This window comes from Massilia frigida, assembly GCF_011682175.1.
Taxonomy (GTDB): domain Bacteria; phylum Pseudomonadota; class Gammaproteobacteria; order Burkholderiales; family Burkholderiaceae_D; genus Telluria_A; species Telluria_A frigida.
Genome location: NZ_WHJG01000072.1, coordinates 1 through 16,926 on the forward strand (window position 1 = coordinate 1; position 16,926 = coordinate 16,926).

A 16,926-nucleotide genomic window follows, 5' to 3' on the forward strand; every position below is an offset into this window, starting at 1 on the left:
AAACTCTTCAGTTCAATCTCTGTTTAATGTCCTTGCGGACAGATCGCTCACTCAAAATACTGACAAGCTCATCTTTCGATGCGCCGTGTTTCTTTTTTGTGAACATTTGATAATTTAAGTATTCAACATCGCTCGCGCTCTGTTGGCACCTTCATCAAACGCCCACACTTATCGACTGTTAATTGTTAAAGAACTTATTCTGTGCTACCTTCTGCCGTTTGCTACGAAGCGTTGTGTTCGTTGCAGCAGAGAGATGAGATTATGCGGCGTTTTGCGTTTTTCGTCAACCTCTTTTTTACTACACCGTCTCGTTTGAGACGCCCTTTACAGCCCGCCAACTACTTGATTTCGTTAACGTTTTCTTCGGGGAGGCGAACTATAGCAAACCCTCTGCCAGCTTGGCAAGGCGTTTAATGAAGCCCGCTGTCAGGCCTACATTTTCGCAACGCTCACGGCTTCCTCAGGTACTCCAAAACGTTCAGCGTGATGCGTTCCACAACCGCATCATTCCCCGTAGCAAGCACCTGCGCCCAATCTGTCGTGCCGGTAGTGAAGACGGTCCCCTTGCGGGCGTAGATACCCATCGTGGCAGCATGCATTCCCTCCCTGGCCGCAAGACCGGAACGCGCCGGGAGCTCCTGCCAACCCTCACCCAGCATGCTGGCCGCCAGAAGGATAAAATTGGCGGGGGTTCCATTCCTGCAAGCCTGCTCTGCGAGCCTGACGCCCCCATCAGAGCCGTCCGTACACGCAAGCTGCGCGCCATCGCACTCGTACCCGACCAATGGTGGCAATGACTCCGCGCCGAACACATCGCCGTTCTTCAGGCCTGTCCCCGCAAACACCCAATGACCCGCTTGCTGAACCACGTAGCCCTGGGTGGACCGTGGACCATCCCACCAGCCCCCTCCATGCCGGTAGCTCACCCCGGCGAGCGCATCTTCAGGCCGGTTGACTCCCGTGACCGGCCACCAATGGTCGAGCGCGCCGTACGGTCCACCCTGGTGACAAACGATCGCGCTCCCCTCGTCCACATAATGGATGCGCCACCAGCACACGTTCGCAGCGAAGAAAGCGACATCCCCCCCGCTGCCGATAAGATCCTCGACATGGTTGCGCGCATCCTCGCTCCAGTATTCGTCATGCCCGACGCTGAGCAGCAGGCGATAGCCGCGCGCCAGCAGGCCCGCATCCTCGTGAATATCCGAATCGAGGCAGAAATCCACCCTGTATCCTTCCTCGGCGAGCCAGCGGATGAACGGCGCGTCCCAATGGGCGAATGTCTGCCGGGCGGAGCGCTCATCGTAATAGTCGGCCGCGCCCCAGGTCTCGCCGCCGATCCCGCCACCAGGCCGTAACAGCGATACGCGCGCCCCGGGCGGCGACCTCGAACGCGGGGGATTCACGTAAAAACATCCCCCGCCGCTATAGTTATAGGCATGAAAGGTCGCCAGCGGTACCTTATAGAGCAGGTTCGCGCGGCCACGCCCGCGCACCACGAACAGTGCCGCCGCACTGGTCAATGCGATGTCAAATGGCGCGCCGCCCTCTTCCTCCAGATAAGCGATATACACCGACGAAGGCCAGGCGAGAGGAACCGCAAACTCATAGCGGGGCCAGTGCCAGTCATCGGCAACGCCCCTGGCAGGCGCGAAGCGGCCAGATTGCCATTCCGAACGCCACATCAGCTCCGGCCCTTTCCACCAGCGGTAAAACCACACCCTGAAGCGCGCAGCGTCGGTTGACACATGCAGCGCCAGCAGTTCCCCCGGCGTCACGCTGGCGCGCGCAGGATAGCCACGAATCACGGCCGCTCCAGCACATTGCCGCGCAACCGCCCGTACCCATCCCGCTTTCGCAGCAAATACGGCGGCATGGCCAGCGCATGGATTGGCGTGCCGCGAAAGGTCGCCACCGCCTCCGCTGGCGTTTCGACGATCGGTTCCTCCCTGCGGTTAAACGAGGTATTGAGCAGCACCGGCACCCCGGTACGCGCCTCGAACGCGCGCAGCAAGCTGCGCAGGAAAGGATCGTCATCCGGCCCCACCGTTTGCAGGCGCGCCGTGCAGTCCACGTGCGTCACCGCCGGAATCAGCCGTGCCGCCTGCGCGCGCACAGGGGCGGCGTACTGCATGAATGGCACGGGCCGGCACACGTCGAAGAATGCCCCGGCCCGTTCAAGCAGCACCACCGGCGCCAAAGGCCTGAACCATTCGCGCTGCTTGACCTGCGCATTGATATCGTCGCGCAGCGCGCCAACACGCGGGTCGCCCAGAATGCTGCGGTGTCCGAGCGCGCGCGGGCCGAATTCGCTGCGGCCCTGGTACAGCGCCACCACGCGCGCCTCGCACAGCAGGTCGACCATGCGCGCACACATGGCGGCCGGATCGTCGATGCGCTCGACCAGCAAGTCCGCGCAACTCTGCGCCGCCGCATCGATCTGGTCCGGCACCGGTTGCGGACCCAGATAATCGCTGGTCCAGCGGAAATCGCAGGACGCACCGCCCAGCTCGGCCAATCCGTACAAGGCGCACCCGATGGCCGTACCCGCGTCGCCCGGCGCCGGTGGAATGAACACGTGGCGAAACGGCGTCTCGCGCAGCAGACGCTCATTGGCCGAACAATTGAGCCCGGTGCCCCCGGCGAAACACAGCGTGCGCTTGCCGGTGCGGGCATGCAGCCAGCGCGCCACCTCCAGCAGCGCGTCTTCGAACGCCCGTTGCCCGGCGGCGGCGAGATTGGCGATGTCGGCAAAGCGCGCATCATCCGCTCCGCCATAGCGAAAGCGGCCGCGTTCGGCAAGCAGCTCGCGCCAGCGCGCCGGGATCGTCACCTGTCCGTCGCGCACATCGAGCGGCGGCATGCACAGCGCAGCCGCCTTGCCATGCGGCGCCAGGCCCATGACCTTGCCTTCGTTCCCTTCGCCCGGAAAGATCGCCTGCGTCAAAAGAAAATAGAACATGCCCAATCCCACGGGCTGGCGCTCGTCGCGGTTCCACAGATGCTTGCCGAGACAGTCCACCCGCTGCCGGTCCGCGCTGTAGAACGATGCCACCTCGCACCAGTCGCCCGGCACGCCGGCCGCGCCCGCCCAGGTTTCGGTCAGGTCGGCCACGCGGCTGCCCTGGCCGTCGATGATCATGACGGCGGCATCCTCGAAAGGGGAAGGATGAAACGCACTGTATACATGCGAGAGGTGATGCGAGATGCGCGCGCGCCGGCAGCCGGGCACCAGCGCCAGCGTGGCGGCCAGCTCGCGTTCGTACTCGGCCACCCGGGCGAACTCGGCGTCGCAGGAGTAGCACTCGACCAGGATATCGATGGGCGCATCGAGCCCGGGCAGGCGCGGCCGGTAAATAGTGCGCAGGTCGTCCAGCCGCCCCCAATGATGCTTGTGGCGCGTCAGACGCTCTTTCTGGATCGCCCAGGCCAGCTCGGACCCGCGCATCAGGCAAATACTAGCGTCCTGCGTCCGGTTAATGCCGAGGACAAGCGGCGCGCCGCCGCCTTGCGTCACAGACTGCTTCCACATGATGCCGCCTCCACTCCAACAAGTGAGTACACTTCATTGGAGCGGCCGGCGGGATTTAAGTTCAATATCGATTTATCGCAGGCTGAGCGTCTGGCGTTTCCACGCTGGATCTTGCCAACGGTAAAAGCCGCTGAGCGCATCGGGCCGGTCGGCGCTTTTCTCCACCGCCAGCGTATCGATGTCCACAATCTCGAATGCACGCTTGATGCGTCCCTCGATCCGCGCCTCGCGCGCGACCAGCACCTTGGGCGAGCCCGGTACCCAGCCGGCAAATTCGGCGTAACCGAGGGTCGGTTCGATCGGCGCCGGCGGCAGCACATCGATGCGCCAGCCGCCCGCCCCACGGTGAAACAGCCACAGTTCGCGCCAGCCATCGAGCGGCTGCACGGCCAGCGCCAGCGCGCTGGCCTGCGCATTGGCGCGCGCCGACGCATTCCACACGATGCCATATGTACAGCGCGACGCCAGCGGCGCGCGCTGGTCGTGCTGCGCGTCGACCAGCAGCACACAGGTTTCGCCCGGCTGGCCGGGCCGCGTCACGACGTTCAGCCCCGCCGGCGCGGCCACGGGTGCTTGCGCCGCCCAGCGCACGCTGCCCGCGCGCACCGCCGCTTCTGCATAGGCAGTGCGGTCTTCCTCCGCCAGTTCGGCCTTGTTCACGCTGGCCAGTTCGAGGATGGCGCGGTTGGCCGCCTCCGTCGGCGACGCGTTCTTGCGCGCCAGCTCGAAGGCGATCGAGGACCACACTGCCGCGCGTCGCGTGTACACGCGGTTGCGTACATGCTCGGGCAAGTCCTTCACGTCGACCTTGTCGAGCACCTCGGCGCGCCACTGGTCAAGCGCATTGCGCTGCGCCACCTTCAGCGCAGGATCGACGCATTCGTCGCGCGTCAGCCCCAGCGCCGCAGTGGCGCGCTGGGTCGGGCTGGACGCCATCGCCAGCACCCGCCGGAACGCTTCGCCGTCGTAGCACAGCTGGATCGCACCTTCGCGCTCGTAGCTGCGAATGACCACGCCGTAGTTGGCCACCACTTCCAGGTGCGCCGCCACGACCGCCTCGCTGCGCTTGTCCAGGCGCGAAGAACCGCGCCGCGCCAGCCGTTCGGCCATGCTGCCCAAGGCATCGAACACCTCGGCATCGATGGCGGTCGCCGGTGCGGCCTTGAGAAAGGCGGCTGCGTATCCGATGCCGAGCGCCTCCGCCCCCGGCGTGTCGCGTACGAAGCGCACCACGGCTTTCAGTTCGGGCGCCGCCGCCGGCGTCAGGTCGATCTGGCGCACCTGGGGCATGCGCACATAGCCGGCCCGCTCGCGCCGGTGGTCGTAGACCTGGAGGAAATCCATCTTGACGCCGCGGATTTCCAGGCTGTCGCCTTGCCACAGCACGGCCTGGGAGGGCGCCGAATCGCGCGGCGCGGCGCGCAGCTGCATCTCGTCGCGCGTGACGATGGCAATGGCGGCTGCGGCGGTCAGGGTAGCGAGCATATTATTCTTCCTCGGCTGCGGTGTCGGCTGCCGGAGCGGCTGCCATGGCGGCGGGGGCTGGCGTGCCCTTGCCCTGGCCCAGCAGCGCGGCCCCGATAAAGCCGCCGTCGGTCGGTGGCGCGGCGATGATCACCGAGACCTTGTCGGACAGCTTGTCGGCCATGGTTTTCTGGATCAGCAGCGGGTGGCGGGTGATGACGGCGCCGTCGCGTTCCATCTGCGCGGTACTCACCTTGCCGACCACCTCCTGGCGGTACGCTTCAGCGTCGGCCAGCTTGCGGCGCGAATCGGCTTCGCCAGTCGCTTCGATCACGCGCGCCTGGGCCGCGCCTTCGGACGTCTTGATGCGCGAGGTCTTTTCCGCTTCCGCTTCCAGCCTGCGCTGCTCGATCTGCTTCTGCTTGAACGGCAGCACGTGCGCCATGGCCTGCTCCTGCGCCCTGGCGGCGATAATCTGCTCATTGCCAGCCGCTTCGGCAGCCTTTTCACGCTTGATCTTGTCGGCGTCCGCTTCGAGTGCGGTCTGCTTGACCTGCTTTTCCTTCAGTTCGAGCGTGTAGCGCATCTTCTCGGTCTGCAGTTCCTCGGCCAGCAGCGTTTCCATCCCGGCCATGTACTCGCGCGGCAGCGTGATCTTGCCGATCGTGACATGGCGCAGCAAGATGCCGTCGGCCGCCAGCTTGGGTTTGAGTTCCGCCTCGATCACCTGCTGGATTTCGGCGCGCTTGCTGGAAAAGATTTCGCGCACGGTGTAGCGCGTGACCACTTTGTAGATCACGCCCTGCACCGCCGGGTCGATCACGGCGCTGCTGATATCGTCCGGCAGGGTTTGCGCCACCGCGACCAGCCTGGCCGGGTCGATCGCATAACGCACGCTCAGGTCCACGCCCAGCGCCAGCCCTTCGACCGACTGGTAAGGCTGCTCGCCGCGCCCGGCCGGCTTGTAGATCTGGTCCAGCACCGGCAACTGGCGCAGTTCATGCACGCCGGGTATCAGCATCACGGTACCGTCGCGCACCACGCTGGCCGCGCCGCTCAACTGGTTGATGCGGACGCCGACATTGCCGCGCTCAATCTTGGCCACCGGAGGATGCTTCACCAGCAGGTAGCCGGCGCCGCCGATGGCGCACAGCGCCAGCACGCTACGCAGGCCCGGGCGCGGCAGCACGCCCGCGCCGGAACGCGCCACCGCGCCGAGGCCCGCCGCGCCCTTGCCCAGCACCGCACGCACCGCCAACACCACCTTCTTGATCCGATCGGACATTTGCCTCACCTTTTCAGTTTGCCGGTCCTGCACCCGCATGACCCTGAGACGTATCGTGCGCGCCCTAGGGTGGAAGTATCAATCCGTCCCCCGGGCCAGAATCCTCACCGGGCGGAGCTTTCGCAGCGCCGTGTGAAGAAAAGCTCACAGGCCCCGTATGACTTTTCAGCCAAAAGCGTGGATACTGGCACCCTCACCAATCAGCAGGAGCAGCCCATGCCCAGAGTGGCCGTCATCGAGGACGACCTCCCGACCAGTAACCAGCTGCGCAGCTGGATCGAGGCGGCCAGACCGGGCATCGTCGTCGATCAGTGGTTCAGCCGCGACGAGGCCGAGGCGGCAATCGCGCGCGAGCGCTACGACCTGGTGGTGCTCGACATCGAGCTGGGACGCGAGCGTCACGCGGGCGTGGCCATCATCAACGCCATCAACAAGAAGCACGCGACGCCGGTGCTGGTGGTGTCGGCCATGCCGGCCACCATTTACCGCAGCATCATGAAGGCGCTCGACGCCTGGGACTATCTGCAAAAAGCCACCTTCGAGGAAGCCGACTTCACCGATACCTTCCTGGAGATCCTGCGCGCGGTCAAGGAGCGCGACAAGCCGGCCCCGGACGCCGACGAACTGGCCATGGACCCGCTGCGCCAGCGCTCGCCCACCTGGCGCGGCCAGCGCATCAACCTGCCGCTGACAGCGCAGCGCATCCTGGCGGCCCTGTTCGCGCGGCGCGGCCAGGTCGTGTCGTACGAGGAGTTGTACGAGGTGGTCAAGAGTGGCCGCAACCGCGACAACATCCGCAAGCACGTGAGCACCATCCGCGACGCCTTCCGCGAGATCGATCCGGCCTTCGAGTGCATCGAGAACGTGCCGATGCGCGGTTTTCGCTGGGCCGATTAAATGACACCGCGCCGGCCCTGGTTCGCGCCCTACCGCCTGCGCATCCTGCTGCGCGCGGCCTTCCTGCTGCTGGCCCTGGCCACCCTTGGCCTGGCCGTATCGGTGCTGCAGCAGGAAAAGCAGCTCAGTTACGCCAGCTACCAGGCCAGCTTCCGCAAGACCGGGGAGCAGATCAGCGCCACCCTGCGCCATCCGGCCGGCCAGCTTGCGCTGCTCAATCCACCGTCGCCTGGTGCGGCCGCACCTGGCCTGCGCCCGCTGCTGCTGCCATTTCCCGCACTCGACTTCGACGACCAGCAAAAGGTGCAGCAAGCCGTGGCCATGTCGGGCTGCATGCGCCAGTTCGGCCCCAGCGCCAGCCTGTGCGCCGCCATCGGCAACAACCCCTGGGCCGGGGGCTTCATCTACGTGGCCGGCAGCGTCGACCTGGCGCGCCTGGTCTCGCACCGCAGCGGCGATGAAGTGCTGAACCAGTCGCACCGGGTGCGCATCAAGGTGTCGCTGCGCGGACGTACCTATCAGTGGATCGCCCCCTTCGAGGAAGAAGCGCGCAAGCCGGCCGGCCCTTACGCGCCCCTGCGCGGACGGCTGACCGGCTTTAACGCGGCCGACGAGGGCCGCAAGAACACACGCCCCGTGAAGGATTTCCGTGGCTGGATGTGGCAGAACGCCCAGTGCAACGAGCCCACCGCCGGCGCCAATCCGGACACCTGCCCGCGCAATGCCTTCTTTTCGGTGCGCCTGCCGGTCAGCGTGCTGCAGGAAGACCTGTTCGGAGACGACAGCGCACGCCGCGTCTGGCCGCCGGCCGATCTCGATCAGATCCGCGTCGGCGTGGTACTGCTCGCACCAGGCGAAGGGGCGGTAGTGCTCGACAGCGACCAGGCCAGCGCGGCGAGCGGCTTTTCGCTGGCCGACCTGGCACCCATGCTGCTGCCGGGCGAAACGCTGCGCATCGACAAAGCCGGCGCCACCGGCGCGGTCACGACACCCGCGCTGATCAAGCTGGCCGGCGCCAGCGGCACCGAAGACGCGTCGCAGCACGTCCTCACGGCCCTGATCCGGCGCCTGCCGGTCGACACCTACGACACGCCGCTGGCCGCGACCCACCGCATCGCCACGCCGCTGGGCAGCTACGACGTGGTGCTGGCCGGCGACGTGCGCAGCGTCAGCCAGAGCCTGGGCGTGGTGGCCAGCCGCATGGCCTGGTTCGTCGGCGCCATGCTGCTGGCGCTGATGCTGGCCTGGCTGGTGATCGAGATCGGCATCATCAGCCGCATCAAGGAACTGATCGACCGTGCCGATTCGGTGGCGCGCACCGTCAAGGAGCGCGGCGACGCCTCGCAGCCCGACCTGTCGGACCTGCGCGGGGAAGATGAACTGGGCGTGCTGGCCACCTGCCTGCACGACCTGCTGCGCCGCGTGCGCGAGGATGTCGAGCGTGAAGCCATCCGCGCGGAACAGGAGCGCGACATGTGGCACGCGGTCGGCCACGAGATCATGTCGCCGCTGCAGTCGCTCATCGCCCTGCACGGCACTGACGGCAACCAGAGCGCGCGCTACGTGCTGCGCATGCAGCAGGCGATCCGCGTGCTGTATGGACGCGCCTCGCCCAGCGAAGCGTTCCAGTCGACCGTGCTGCAGGTGACCGAAGTCGACCTGACCGTTTTTTTGCGCAACGTGGCGGCCAACGCCCCCTGCGCCGGCATCACCGATGTGGTCTTTCACGGCGCGCCGCAGGCGGTGCTGGTGCGGGCCGACGAATATTCGCTGGAAGACGTGGTCACCCATGTGCTGGTCAACGCCCAGCGCTACCGCCTGCCCGGCACCAGCATCGACATCACGCTCGACGCCAGCGAAACGAGTGCCGGCGTCACCATCGCCAACCGTGGTCCGACCATCGCCGCCGATGTCATCGGCACCATTTTCGAGTACGGCGTGTCGGACCAGGAAGAAGCTGGCGCGCACGGCAACCGTGGCCAGGGCCTGTTCGTGGCCCGGACCTACATGGCGAAAATGGGCGGCACCATCGTCGCCAAGAACCTCGACGACGGCGTCGCCTTCGTGCTCACGCTACAGCGCGGCGCCGCCTAGATTTGCATTGCCTGATTTACAAGCAGTTCTGCCCCGGGTTACTATTCATCCCTATTCAATTATAGGCAGACGCGGTGAGACTGATTCGTACAACCCGCCTGGTACGCAGGCAAAAACACAGTGTGGTCGAGTGCGAAATCGACCTGTGCGAACTGCCAGACGGCGATGACCGCTACCTCGTCAACGTGCGCCAAGGGCGCAGCGGCGACGAGTGGCGCGAGGCCACGCGCACCCCGCAGCCGGTCGGCCTGCCCACGGCGGAACGCCTCTATGCCCAACTGCTGGCCGAACGCCAGGCGCAGGGCTTCACCGACGCGGCAGCGCTGCTGCCGGCGCGCCTGGACGACGCCGCACCAAAGGCGCCACCGACGGCCGAACGGCGCGCGGCCGATGCCGTGCTGCTTGGCCGGCTGGACTCCGGCGTCTGGCGGCGCCTGAAGGACCAGCAGCGCACCCGCACCGCATGGCGCATCGGCGAACGCCGGCTGGCCGCCGCAGTGCCGTTGATGGTCGGCCTGATCGGGCGCGGCACCTCCGCACTCGATTACTGCCTGGCCTGGGCCATCGGCCGCTGTGGCGACACCGGCGCGACCCAGGCCATGCTCGAACTGCACGCACGCGGCAGCTCCGATGCGGTACGCCGCATCGCCAGGCAGGCGTGGCTGCAACTGGCTGGGGACGCGGCGCTGGCCCAGAACGCTGCGCAGCTGACCGGCGACTGGCCGGCGCGCCTGCGCGAGGCCTGGGCCGCGCGCGACGAGGAAGCGATTGCGCAGCTGTGCGCGCGCCCCGATCAATGGACCACGCTGTCGCTGTCGGACTGGCTCGAGCAGCTCGACCAGGTGGCGCTGGCCGACCCGCTGGCGCGCGCCATCCTGCTGGCGCAACTGCGCCAACTGCCTCTGCGCGCGGGCACCTTCCGCGCCGTGCGGCATCTGTACAAGGCGGCCGAAATGCGCGACGACGGCGACCTGTTTGGCCTGCTGCAGCAGCGCTTCGACACCACCGCGGCCCAGACCTCCAGCACCTACGTTCGCATCGACCGTAAATGGGTGCCCTACGCGGAAATGGCGGCCCGGCCCGACAGCACCGTCGCTTACAGCACGCGCACGCGCGCCTACCTGCGCCTGCGCGGCTGGCGCACGCTGCGCCGTCTCGGCCAGGACAACGACCCGGCTTTCGTCACGATGGCGCTCGGCGCCTTGATGGCGATGGATGATGCCGACTCCGGCCAGCCCTACACGCGCGAGGGCCGCTATTTCATGCGCGCCAACCGCAGCTACGACACTTACAGCCACTGGACCATGTTCAACCGCCTGCTGCGCAGCCATGGCGCCTGGACTGGCAACCGCAGCGGCAGCAGCTGGTTCCAGGTCGGCCCGATCGTGCCCGCCAACGGACGCGAAGAAGCGTTTCCCACACTGTGGGATGCGCGCCCCGCCGCCCTGCTCTGGCTGATGCAGCGCAGCCGCTGCGAGGGCGTGCACGCCTTTGCGGCGCGTGCCCTGATCGACAACACCGCCTTTTGCGAGCGCATCACGCTCGACGAACTGGGCGCGCTTTTGCGCAGCCCTTACAGCGAGACCGCCAGCTTCGCCTTCCAGCTGTGCCGCCAGCGCTTTGCCGACGGCGTGCCGGATACGCGCTGGCTGCTGTTGCTGCTGCAATCGAGCCTGCCGGAGGCGCGTACCTTCGCGCTGGAATGCATCAGCCGCGCGCCGGACCACTACTGCGCCGACGCGCTGCTGGTCGCCACCCTGGCCTGCTCGCCCGATGAAGCGGTGCGCCGCCATGGCCGCATGCTGTGCCAGTGCGCGCTGGCCCTGCCCGGCCAGGCCGACGCCATCGTCCTGCTGCTGCTCGACTGGCTGGACAACTGCGGCGACCTCGATCAGGCCGAGATGGTGGTGCCGGCCATCGCCGCCGACCTGGTATGGCTGCTCGACCGTCCCCTGCGCACGGCTGCGGCGCTCGCGCCGTATGCGCGCCTGCTTGCCCTGCTCGCGCACCGGCTGGCCAGCGTGCGCATCGCCGCCGGCGAATGGCTGCTGCGCCATGCCGAGCCGGCGGGCGCGATCCCGCCAGCCACCCTGGCGGCGCTGCTGCAGGAAGCGGATGCGGGCGTGCGCGCGGTCGGCATCAAGCTCTTTAGCGCACTGCCGGAGCACCTGCTGGCGGATCAGGTCTTGCTGTTCGCCGTGTTCTGCACCCACCCGGATCCCGACGTGCGGCGCGCCATCGACGGTGCCTTGCAGCGCATAGCGCCGAACGACGCCACATTCCGCGCCACCCTGCTGCCGCTGCTGCTCGATACCCTGTTCCACAGCGAACCGGCCGACGGCGTGCACGCGGACCTGATCGCATGGATCCTGGGGCCGCTCAATTCGGGCGCCGACCACCTCGACCGCGCGCTGCTGGTGCGCCTGTTGGCCGCGCGCAGCAAGGGCGCGCAACTGCTCGGTGCCCAGATGCTGCCGCGCTTCGTTAACACGCAGTTCAGCGTGGCCGAATGGGCGCAGTTTGGCCGCAACGAAAACGCCAGCGTACGGCGCTGGGCCTGTGCGGCCTTTACCGAACACGCAGCCCTGGTGCGCACCCAGATGGAAGCGGCGCTGCGCCTGCTCGACAGCAGCTGGGACGATACCCGCGCCTTCGCGCGCGAGTTCTTCAGCAAGCAATGCGGCACCGAAGACTGGAATCCGTCCCTGCTGGTGAGCCTGTGCGACCATCTCGATCCAGAAGTGCAGCGCTTTGGGCGCACCATGCTCACGACCCATTTCGACGTCGCCGACGTCACCGAATACATGCTCAAACTTAGCCAGCATCCGTCCGCCAACATGCAGCTGTTCGTCAGCGGCTGGCTCGCCAGCGCAAGCGCCGGCGACCTGTCCAAGCTGGAACGCCTCGAACCGTACTTTTTGAACGTGCTGTCGCAGGTCAACCGCGGCCGGGTGGTCAAGAACCGCGTGCTCGACTTCCTGCGCGCGCAGGCACAGGCATCGGAGGCGATTGCCGCTTTTGTTGCGCGCCTGTTCGCGCGCCAGGTACTCACGGTCGCCATCGCCGACAAGGCGCAGTACATCGAGGGACTGCGTGCGATCCAGGAACGCTTCCCGGCCCTGCCGGCGGTGATGACCATCGAGCCGCCGCGCGCGCATGCGAACCTGCGGGGACCACGATGAAATTCGAATACCGCTACTACGGCGCCAGCACCGTCAGCAACAGCGCCTCAAGCACCGAGATGCGCTTCGCACCCGACACGCTGCGTCCGCCGACCCATTTTGTCGCGCAGTTGAACAAGCACATTCCCTTCCGCGAAGCCATCTCCGCGTTGCACGACGTGGTGGTGGCCGACCAGCGCTACCAGCCGCCCGACAAGACCGCGTACCTGGCATGGCGCGCCCAGAATGAAGACCCGGCGCTGGCGGAACTGATCGACCGCAATGCGGACCTGCGCGCGCGCATGGCGCCGCTGAGCGAGGAGCTCAAGGCGCTGCGAGCGCAAAAGAGCATCATCCTCAAGCCCTTCGCCGCAGCCCAGGCCAAATACTTCGACTATATATACAAGGCCAATTTCGACGCCTGGGTGGTGCTCGACCCGGTGATCACGGTCCATCCCGACCGCGTGTTCTTCGAGTGCTTCAGCCGCGACGAATCGAGCTACGCCTCGCTCAGCTGCAGCCACAATGTGTTCGACCGCGTGGGCGACTTCGCCTGCGGCACCACCAATGTCGACTATTCGGAAGGCCTGTACGGCGAATTCCAGAAGATCCGCGACTACAAAACGACCCGCCTGGCGATCGATCCGAGCGGCTTCCAGGTCGCTACCGCAGGCGATCCATCGTTCAAGGAAGAGAAGATCGACGTGCCGGAAACCTGGGTGCGCGGCTTTCTTCAGGTGAGCAGCGCGATGAACCTGCCGGCGCGCAGGCTCGATCTGCATCCGATGGATGTGCATAATTTCTGCCACCTCCTGCGCCGCAAGAAGGAAAGAGTCGGCCCGCGCTCGATCCGCTTCGTGCTCACGCCGGGTGAACCGATCCGCGCGCTGTTCGAGCCGTGGAACGATGAACTGGTGTGCCGCCGCTCGGTCTACCAGGGCAATGCGGCCGAAGAAATCCGCATCTGGGGGCGGCGCCGCCTGATGCTGCTCGAACGCCTGATCCCGGTGGCGCACAGCTTTACCGTGCACCTGATGGGCAGCGGCATGCCGAGCTTCTGGATCGCCAACCTGCCGGACATGCAGCTCACGCTCGGCCTGTCCGGCTGGACCGCCAACGACTGGGCGCGCGCCGGCCAGTTCGACCTGCTGGCGCCGCGCGGCGCCGTCGACGACGACAGCAAGGCGCGCATCTTTGCGGCATTGGGACAGCGCTGGTTTGCCACCGCCGACCAGCTGGCGGCCGATACCGGCCTGACGCGCGCCATCGTCGAAAGCGCGCTCACGTTGTACACCCAGGCCGGGCGCGTGATCTATGATCTGACGCAGGGTGTGTACCGGCTGCGCGAGCTGTCGCGCGAACCGTTGCCGCTGGACGTGCTGCGCTTTGCCAGCGCGATCGAAGAAAAGGCGGCGACCCTGCTGGCGGTGCAAAGCCTCTCCGAGCAAGCCAGCGAAGCGCTGCCAGAGGGCGGGCTGCGCCTGCGCGCGCGCAGCAAGGAAAACGGCCGGCCGTACCAGGTCATGCTGCGCCTCGACGCCGACCGGCGCATCGTCGACGGCAGCTGCGAGTGCAACCACTACACCCAGAACCGCATGCACAAGGGGCCGTGCGTGCACATGCTCGTGCTGCGCATGGACCAGGCCAGGCGCGACGCCGCGTGAGCGCGGCGCACGCATCTTCACTAACCCACGTATTCAAACCAATGCTTGAGGAGCCCGGAATTCACCTGTTATACTCGCATCAACAAGCACGGCGGGATGGCTCTTGCAAACCGGACGGCGGATCGCCGTCCACGTTGTCAGCTCTTCCCACGCGTCACTGGCACGCTCTTCACTGTGCCGTACCTGCACCAGTAGCGCGACACGGTTTGGCTTCCCTGAAGCCGATCAGCGCTACTGGTGCGGTACGGCGTCGAGTGGAGCGCTCCAGTCCTGCAGGCCCTTCGATGATTATCCTGCCGTGCTTGTGTAGTTTGCGTTTTCCCGACAGTGTTTTCCGTGGCGCTCCTTGCGAGACCAGGACACGATGACTTCCCCTACTCCCTCTCCCTCCGAACTGACGCGCGCGCAGTTGTACGAGCGCATACGCGCCAGCTCCAAAGAAGAAGTCGTGCTGACCGAGATGCAGCGCCTCGGCTTCTGGCCGGCCGACAGCGGCAAGCCGTCGGTCGAAGCGGACCTGATCCGGCGCGAAACGGAACTCACGCAAGCCTTGCAGAAGCTCGGCAGCGAGCTGCATCACCTGCAAAATCCCGAGGCGGCACTGCGCATGCTGCGCAAGGAGCGCATGGCCAAGGCCAAGGCGCGGCGCGAGGAAACGCGTCAGAAGCGCGCACTGGTGCGCTTCGAGAAGGCGCAATCGTGGCGTCTGCGGCGCGAACACGAAGTGCTGTACCTGGGCGCGGGCGTGTCGGGTGGCCTCAGTCGCGCCGATAGCGATGCCGGAAAACTGGCGGGGCTGGCCATGCCGGTGCTGCACAAGGCGGACGAACTGGCGCAGGCGATGGGCATCACGCTGTCCGAGCTGCGCTTCCTGGCGTTCGAGCGGCGCGTCTCGCGCATCAGCCATTACCGGCGCTTCGCGATGCCCAAGAAGACCGGCGGCGAGCGGATTATTTCGGCGCCGATGCCGCGCCTGAAACGCGCCCAGTACTGGGTACTCGACAACGTACTGGCGCGCGCGCCGCTGCACCAGGCGGCGCACGGCTTCGTGCCGGGCCGCTCGATCGTCAGCAATGCGGCGCCGCACGTCGGCCAAGCGGTGGTCATCAATCTGGACCTCAAGGATTTTTTCCCGTCGATCGGCATGCCGCGCATTAAAGGCGTGTTCGCGCAGCTGGGCTACAGCGAGCAGTTGGCAACCGTCCTGGCGCTGCTGTGCACCGAGGCGGCGACCGACGAAGTGCGCATCGATGGCGAAACGTTTTTTGTCGCGCACGGATCGCGCGCGTTGCCGCAGGGCGCGCCGAGCAGTCCGGCGTTGACCAATATTTTGTGCCGCCGGCTCGATGCGCGTTTGCAGGCTTGCGCGGCCAAGCTGGGTTTCAAGTACACGCGCTATGCGGACGACCTGACGTTTTCGGGCGACGCCGACGCGCGCAAACTGGCCGGCAAGCTGCTGTGGCGCGCCAAGCAGATCGTCATCGACGAGGGCTTCACGCCGCATCCCGACAAACAGCATGTGATGCGCGACGCGCAGCGCCAGATGGTGACCGGGATCGTGGTCAATCAAAAGCCCTCGCTCGAACGCGAGACCCTGCGGCGTTTTCGCGCCACGCTGTTCCAGCTCGAAAAGGATGGGCCGGAGGGCAAGCAGTGGAACGGCAATACCAATGTCATCGATGCGCTGGAAGGGTATGCGCAGTTCATCCGCATGGTCGATCCGGCCAAGGGCTTGCCGCTGCTGGTGCGCGTGCGCGCCGCGCGGGCGCGGTGGGGAGTGGCCGGTATCGACATGAAGCTGGCGCAGTCGAAGCGCAGCAGTGCGTTCCGGGCGCTGTCGGCCCAGGGCAAGGCACCCTGGGATGGCTGGTGGCAGGCCACCCTGGCGTCAGCGCCGGTGCTGGAAAAAACCGCCGCGCAGCTGGCAGCGGAGAAGAAGGCGCGCAAGGAGGCCGAGGCGCCGCCGCCGACTCCCGTCAACATGACAAAGCCTGCGGCTGCGGATACCCGTGCCGCAGCGCTTCAGCCTCCTCCGGCGGGCGATGCCCCGGCCGATCCGCCTCGTGCCGGAAAACCGGATGGCGATAACAATTTTCGGATGGCGATCGCGGTGCAGGTCGTGTTTGTTTGCGCTTTTGCGCTGACCACGCAACGCGTGCTGCCGAGCGTCTGCATGGCGGTGATCGTGCTGCAATCGGCCATGTTCCGCAAACCGCGCTGGGGGTGGTTCCTGTTTATTGCCCTGATCTGGAGCGCGGTGACGCTCAAGTGGTAAGTGCGGCTGGGTCAGGCGCTATGCCTGCGCAGTAGCACCAGTTGCGCTGGCGATTCCACCTGCGTCGCGGCCGCCGGTTTCAAATACCGTGCGGCCATACGGGCCAGCAGATCGCGGGTGGCGCCGCCGAGCTTCACTTCCAGATAGTGGTGCGAGAGCGCGCCGACCGGAATCGCGAACAGGGTAGTAATAAAGACACCTGCCCATGGTTGAGTAGGAAGCCCGTATTGCCGCCACCACGGCGAATTCCCCTACGCCGCACTGTACAAGATTGACGCCTTTAACAGTGTCAAAAACTTAATATTTTCAGCGTACGTTAAATTGATTTGCATGCAAGAAGCGAGAGGATACGGGCTGACGCGAGCCATTCAGGAGGATGATGAATACCCGGTTTCGCGCAAATGCGTGTTTGCGGACGAAAAAAAACCCCGGTTTGCACTAAGCGCGATCTTGAGCGCGCTTAGGCTTACCGGGGTCTTTCTCTTATAACTAGCCTGACGATAACCTACTTTCACACTGGTTGCAGCACTATCATCGGCGTAAAATCGTTTCAC

Annotated in this window: 10 protein-coding genes; 5 read left to right on the top strand and 5 right to left on the bottom strand. The window is 66.0% G+C overall.

The genetic code is table 11. The features are described 5' to 3' along the window. Positions 1 to 449: 449 nt before the first annotated feature. The 4 genes from F2P44_RS33130 to F2P44_RS33145 all read right to left on the bottom strand — a co-directional run bounded on the left by F2P44_RS33130 (position 450) and on the right by F2P44_RS33145 (position 6,281). Positions 450 to 1,808, bottom strand: coding sequence for a N,N-dimethylformamidase beta subunit family domain-containing protein (locus F2P44_RS33130; RefSeq protein ID WP_167094174.1), 1,359 nt, complete (start codon positions 1,806 to 1,808; stop codon positions 450 to 452). Beyond that, the gene (locus F2P44_RS33135; RefSeq protein ID WP_167094175.1) at positions 1,805 to 3,532 is read right to left on the bottom strand and encodes a carbamoyltransferase family protein; all 1,728 of its coding nucleotides are present in this window, start codon (positions 3,530 to 3,532) and stop codon (positions 1,805 to 1,807) included. The genes F2P44_RS33130 and F2P44_RS33135 overlap by 4 nt, the downstream gene beginning before the upstream one ends. Before the next feature lie 72 nt (positions 3,533 to 3,604). Then, entirely contained in the window at positions 3,605 to 5,017 is a 1,413-nt protein-coding gene (locus F2P44_RS33140) for a hypothetical protein (protein WP_167094177.1), read from the bottom strand. A gap of 1 nt (position 5,018) precedes the next feature. Beyond that, complete coding sequence (locus tag F2P44_RS33145) at positions 5,019 to 6,281, bottom strand: SPFH domain-containing protein (RefSeq protein WP_167094179.1); 1,263 nt, start codon at positions 6,279 to 6,281, stop codon at positions 5,019 to 5,021. Between the two features lie 216 nt (positions 6,282 to 6,497). Here F2P44_RS33145 and F2P44_RS33150 point away from each other — a divergent pair, with 216 nt between their 5' ends. The 5 genes from F2P44_RS33150 (at position 6,498) to F2P44_RS33170 (ending at position 16,372) form a co-directional block, all read left to right on the top strand. After that, positions 6,498 to 7,178 carry a response regulator transcription factor gene (locus F2P44_RS33150; protein ID WP_167094181.1) on the top strand — a complete coding sequence of 227 codons (681 nt, stop codon included), beginning with the start codon at positions 6,498 to 6,500 and terminating at the stop codon, positions 7,176 to 7,178. Next, positions 7,179 to 9,272 carry a sensor histidine kinase gene (locus tag F2P44_RS33155; RefSeq protein WP_167094183.1) on the top strand — a complete coding sequence of 698 codons (2,094 nt, stop codon included), beginning with the start codon at positions 7,179 to 7,181 and terminating at the stop codon, positions 9,270 to 9,272. 74 nt (positions 9,273 to 9,346) lie between these two features. Continuing rightward, positions 9,347 to 12,454, top strand: coding sequence for a hypothetical protein (locus F2P44_RS33160; RefSeq protein WP_167094185.1), 3,108 nt, complete (start codon positions 9,347 to 9,349; stop codon positions 12,452 to 12,454). After that, positions 12,451 to 14,097 (top strand): SWIM zinc finger family protein, encoded by a 1,647-nt coding sequence (locus F2P44_RS33165; protein WP_167094187.1) that lies wholly within the window; start codon positions 12,451 to 12,453, stop codon positions 14,095 to 14,097. The genes F2P44_RS33160 and F2P44_RS33165 overlap by 4 nt, the downstream gene beginning before the upstream one ends. Positions 14,098 to 14,461: 364 nt before the next feature. Continuing rightward, positions 14,462 to 16,372: a reverse transcriptase family protein gene (locus tag F2P44_RS33170; protein ID WP_167094189.1), complete on the top strand. Its 1,911-nt coding sequence runs from the start codon at positions 14,462 to 14,464 to the stop codon at positions 16,370 to 16,372. A 368-nt stretch (positions 16,373 to 16,740) separates the two neighbouring features. Here F2P44_RS33170 and F2P44_RS35230 read toward each other — a convergent pair. Continuing rightward, positions 16,741 to 16,926 (bottom strand): hypothetical protein (locus F2P44_RS35230; RefSeq protein WP_223165144.1); only part of this gene is annotated, 186 nt, incomplete at its 5' end.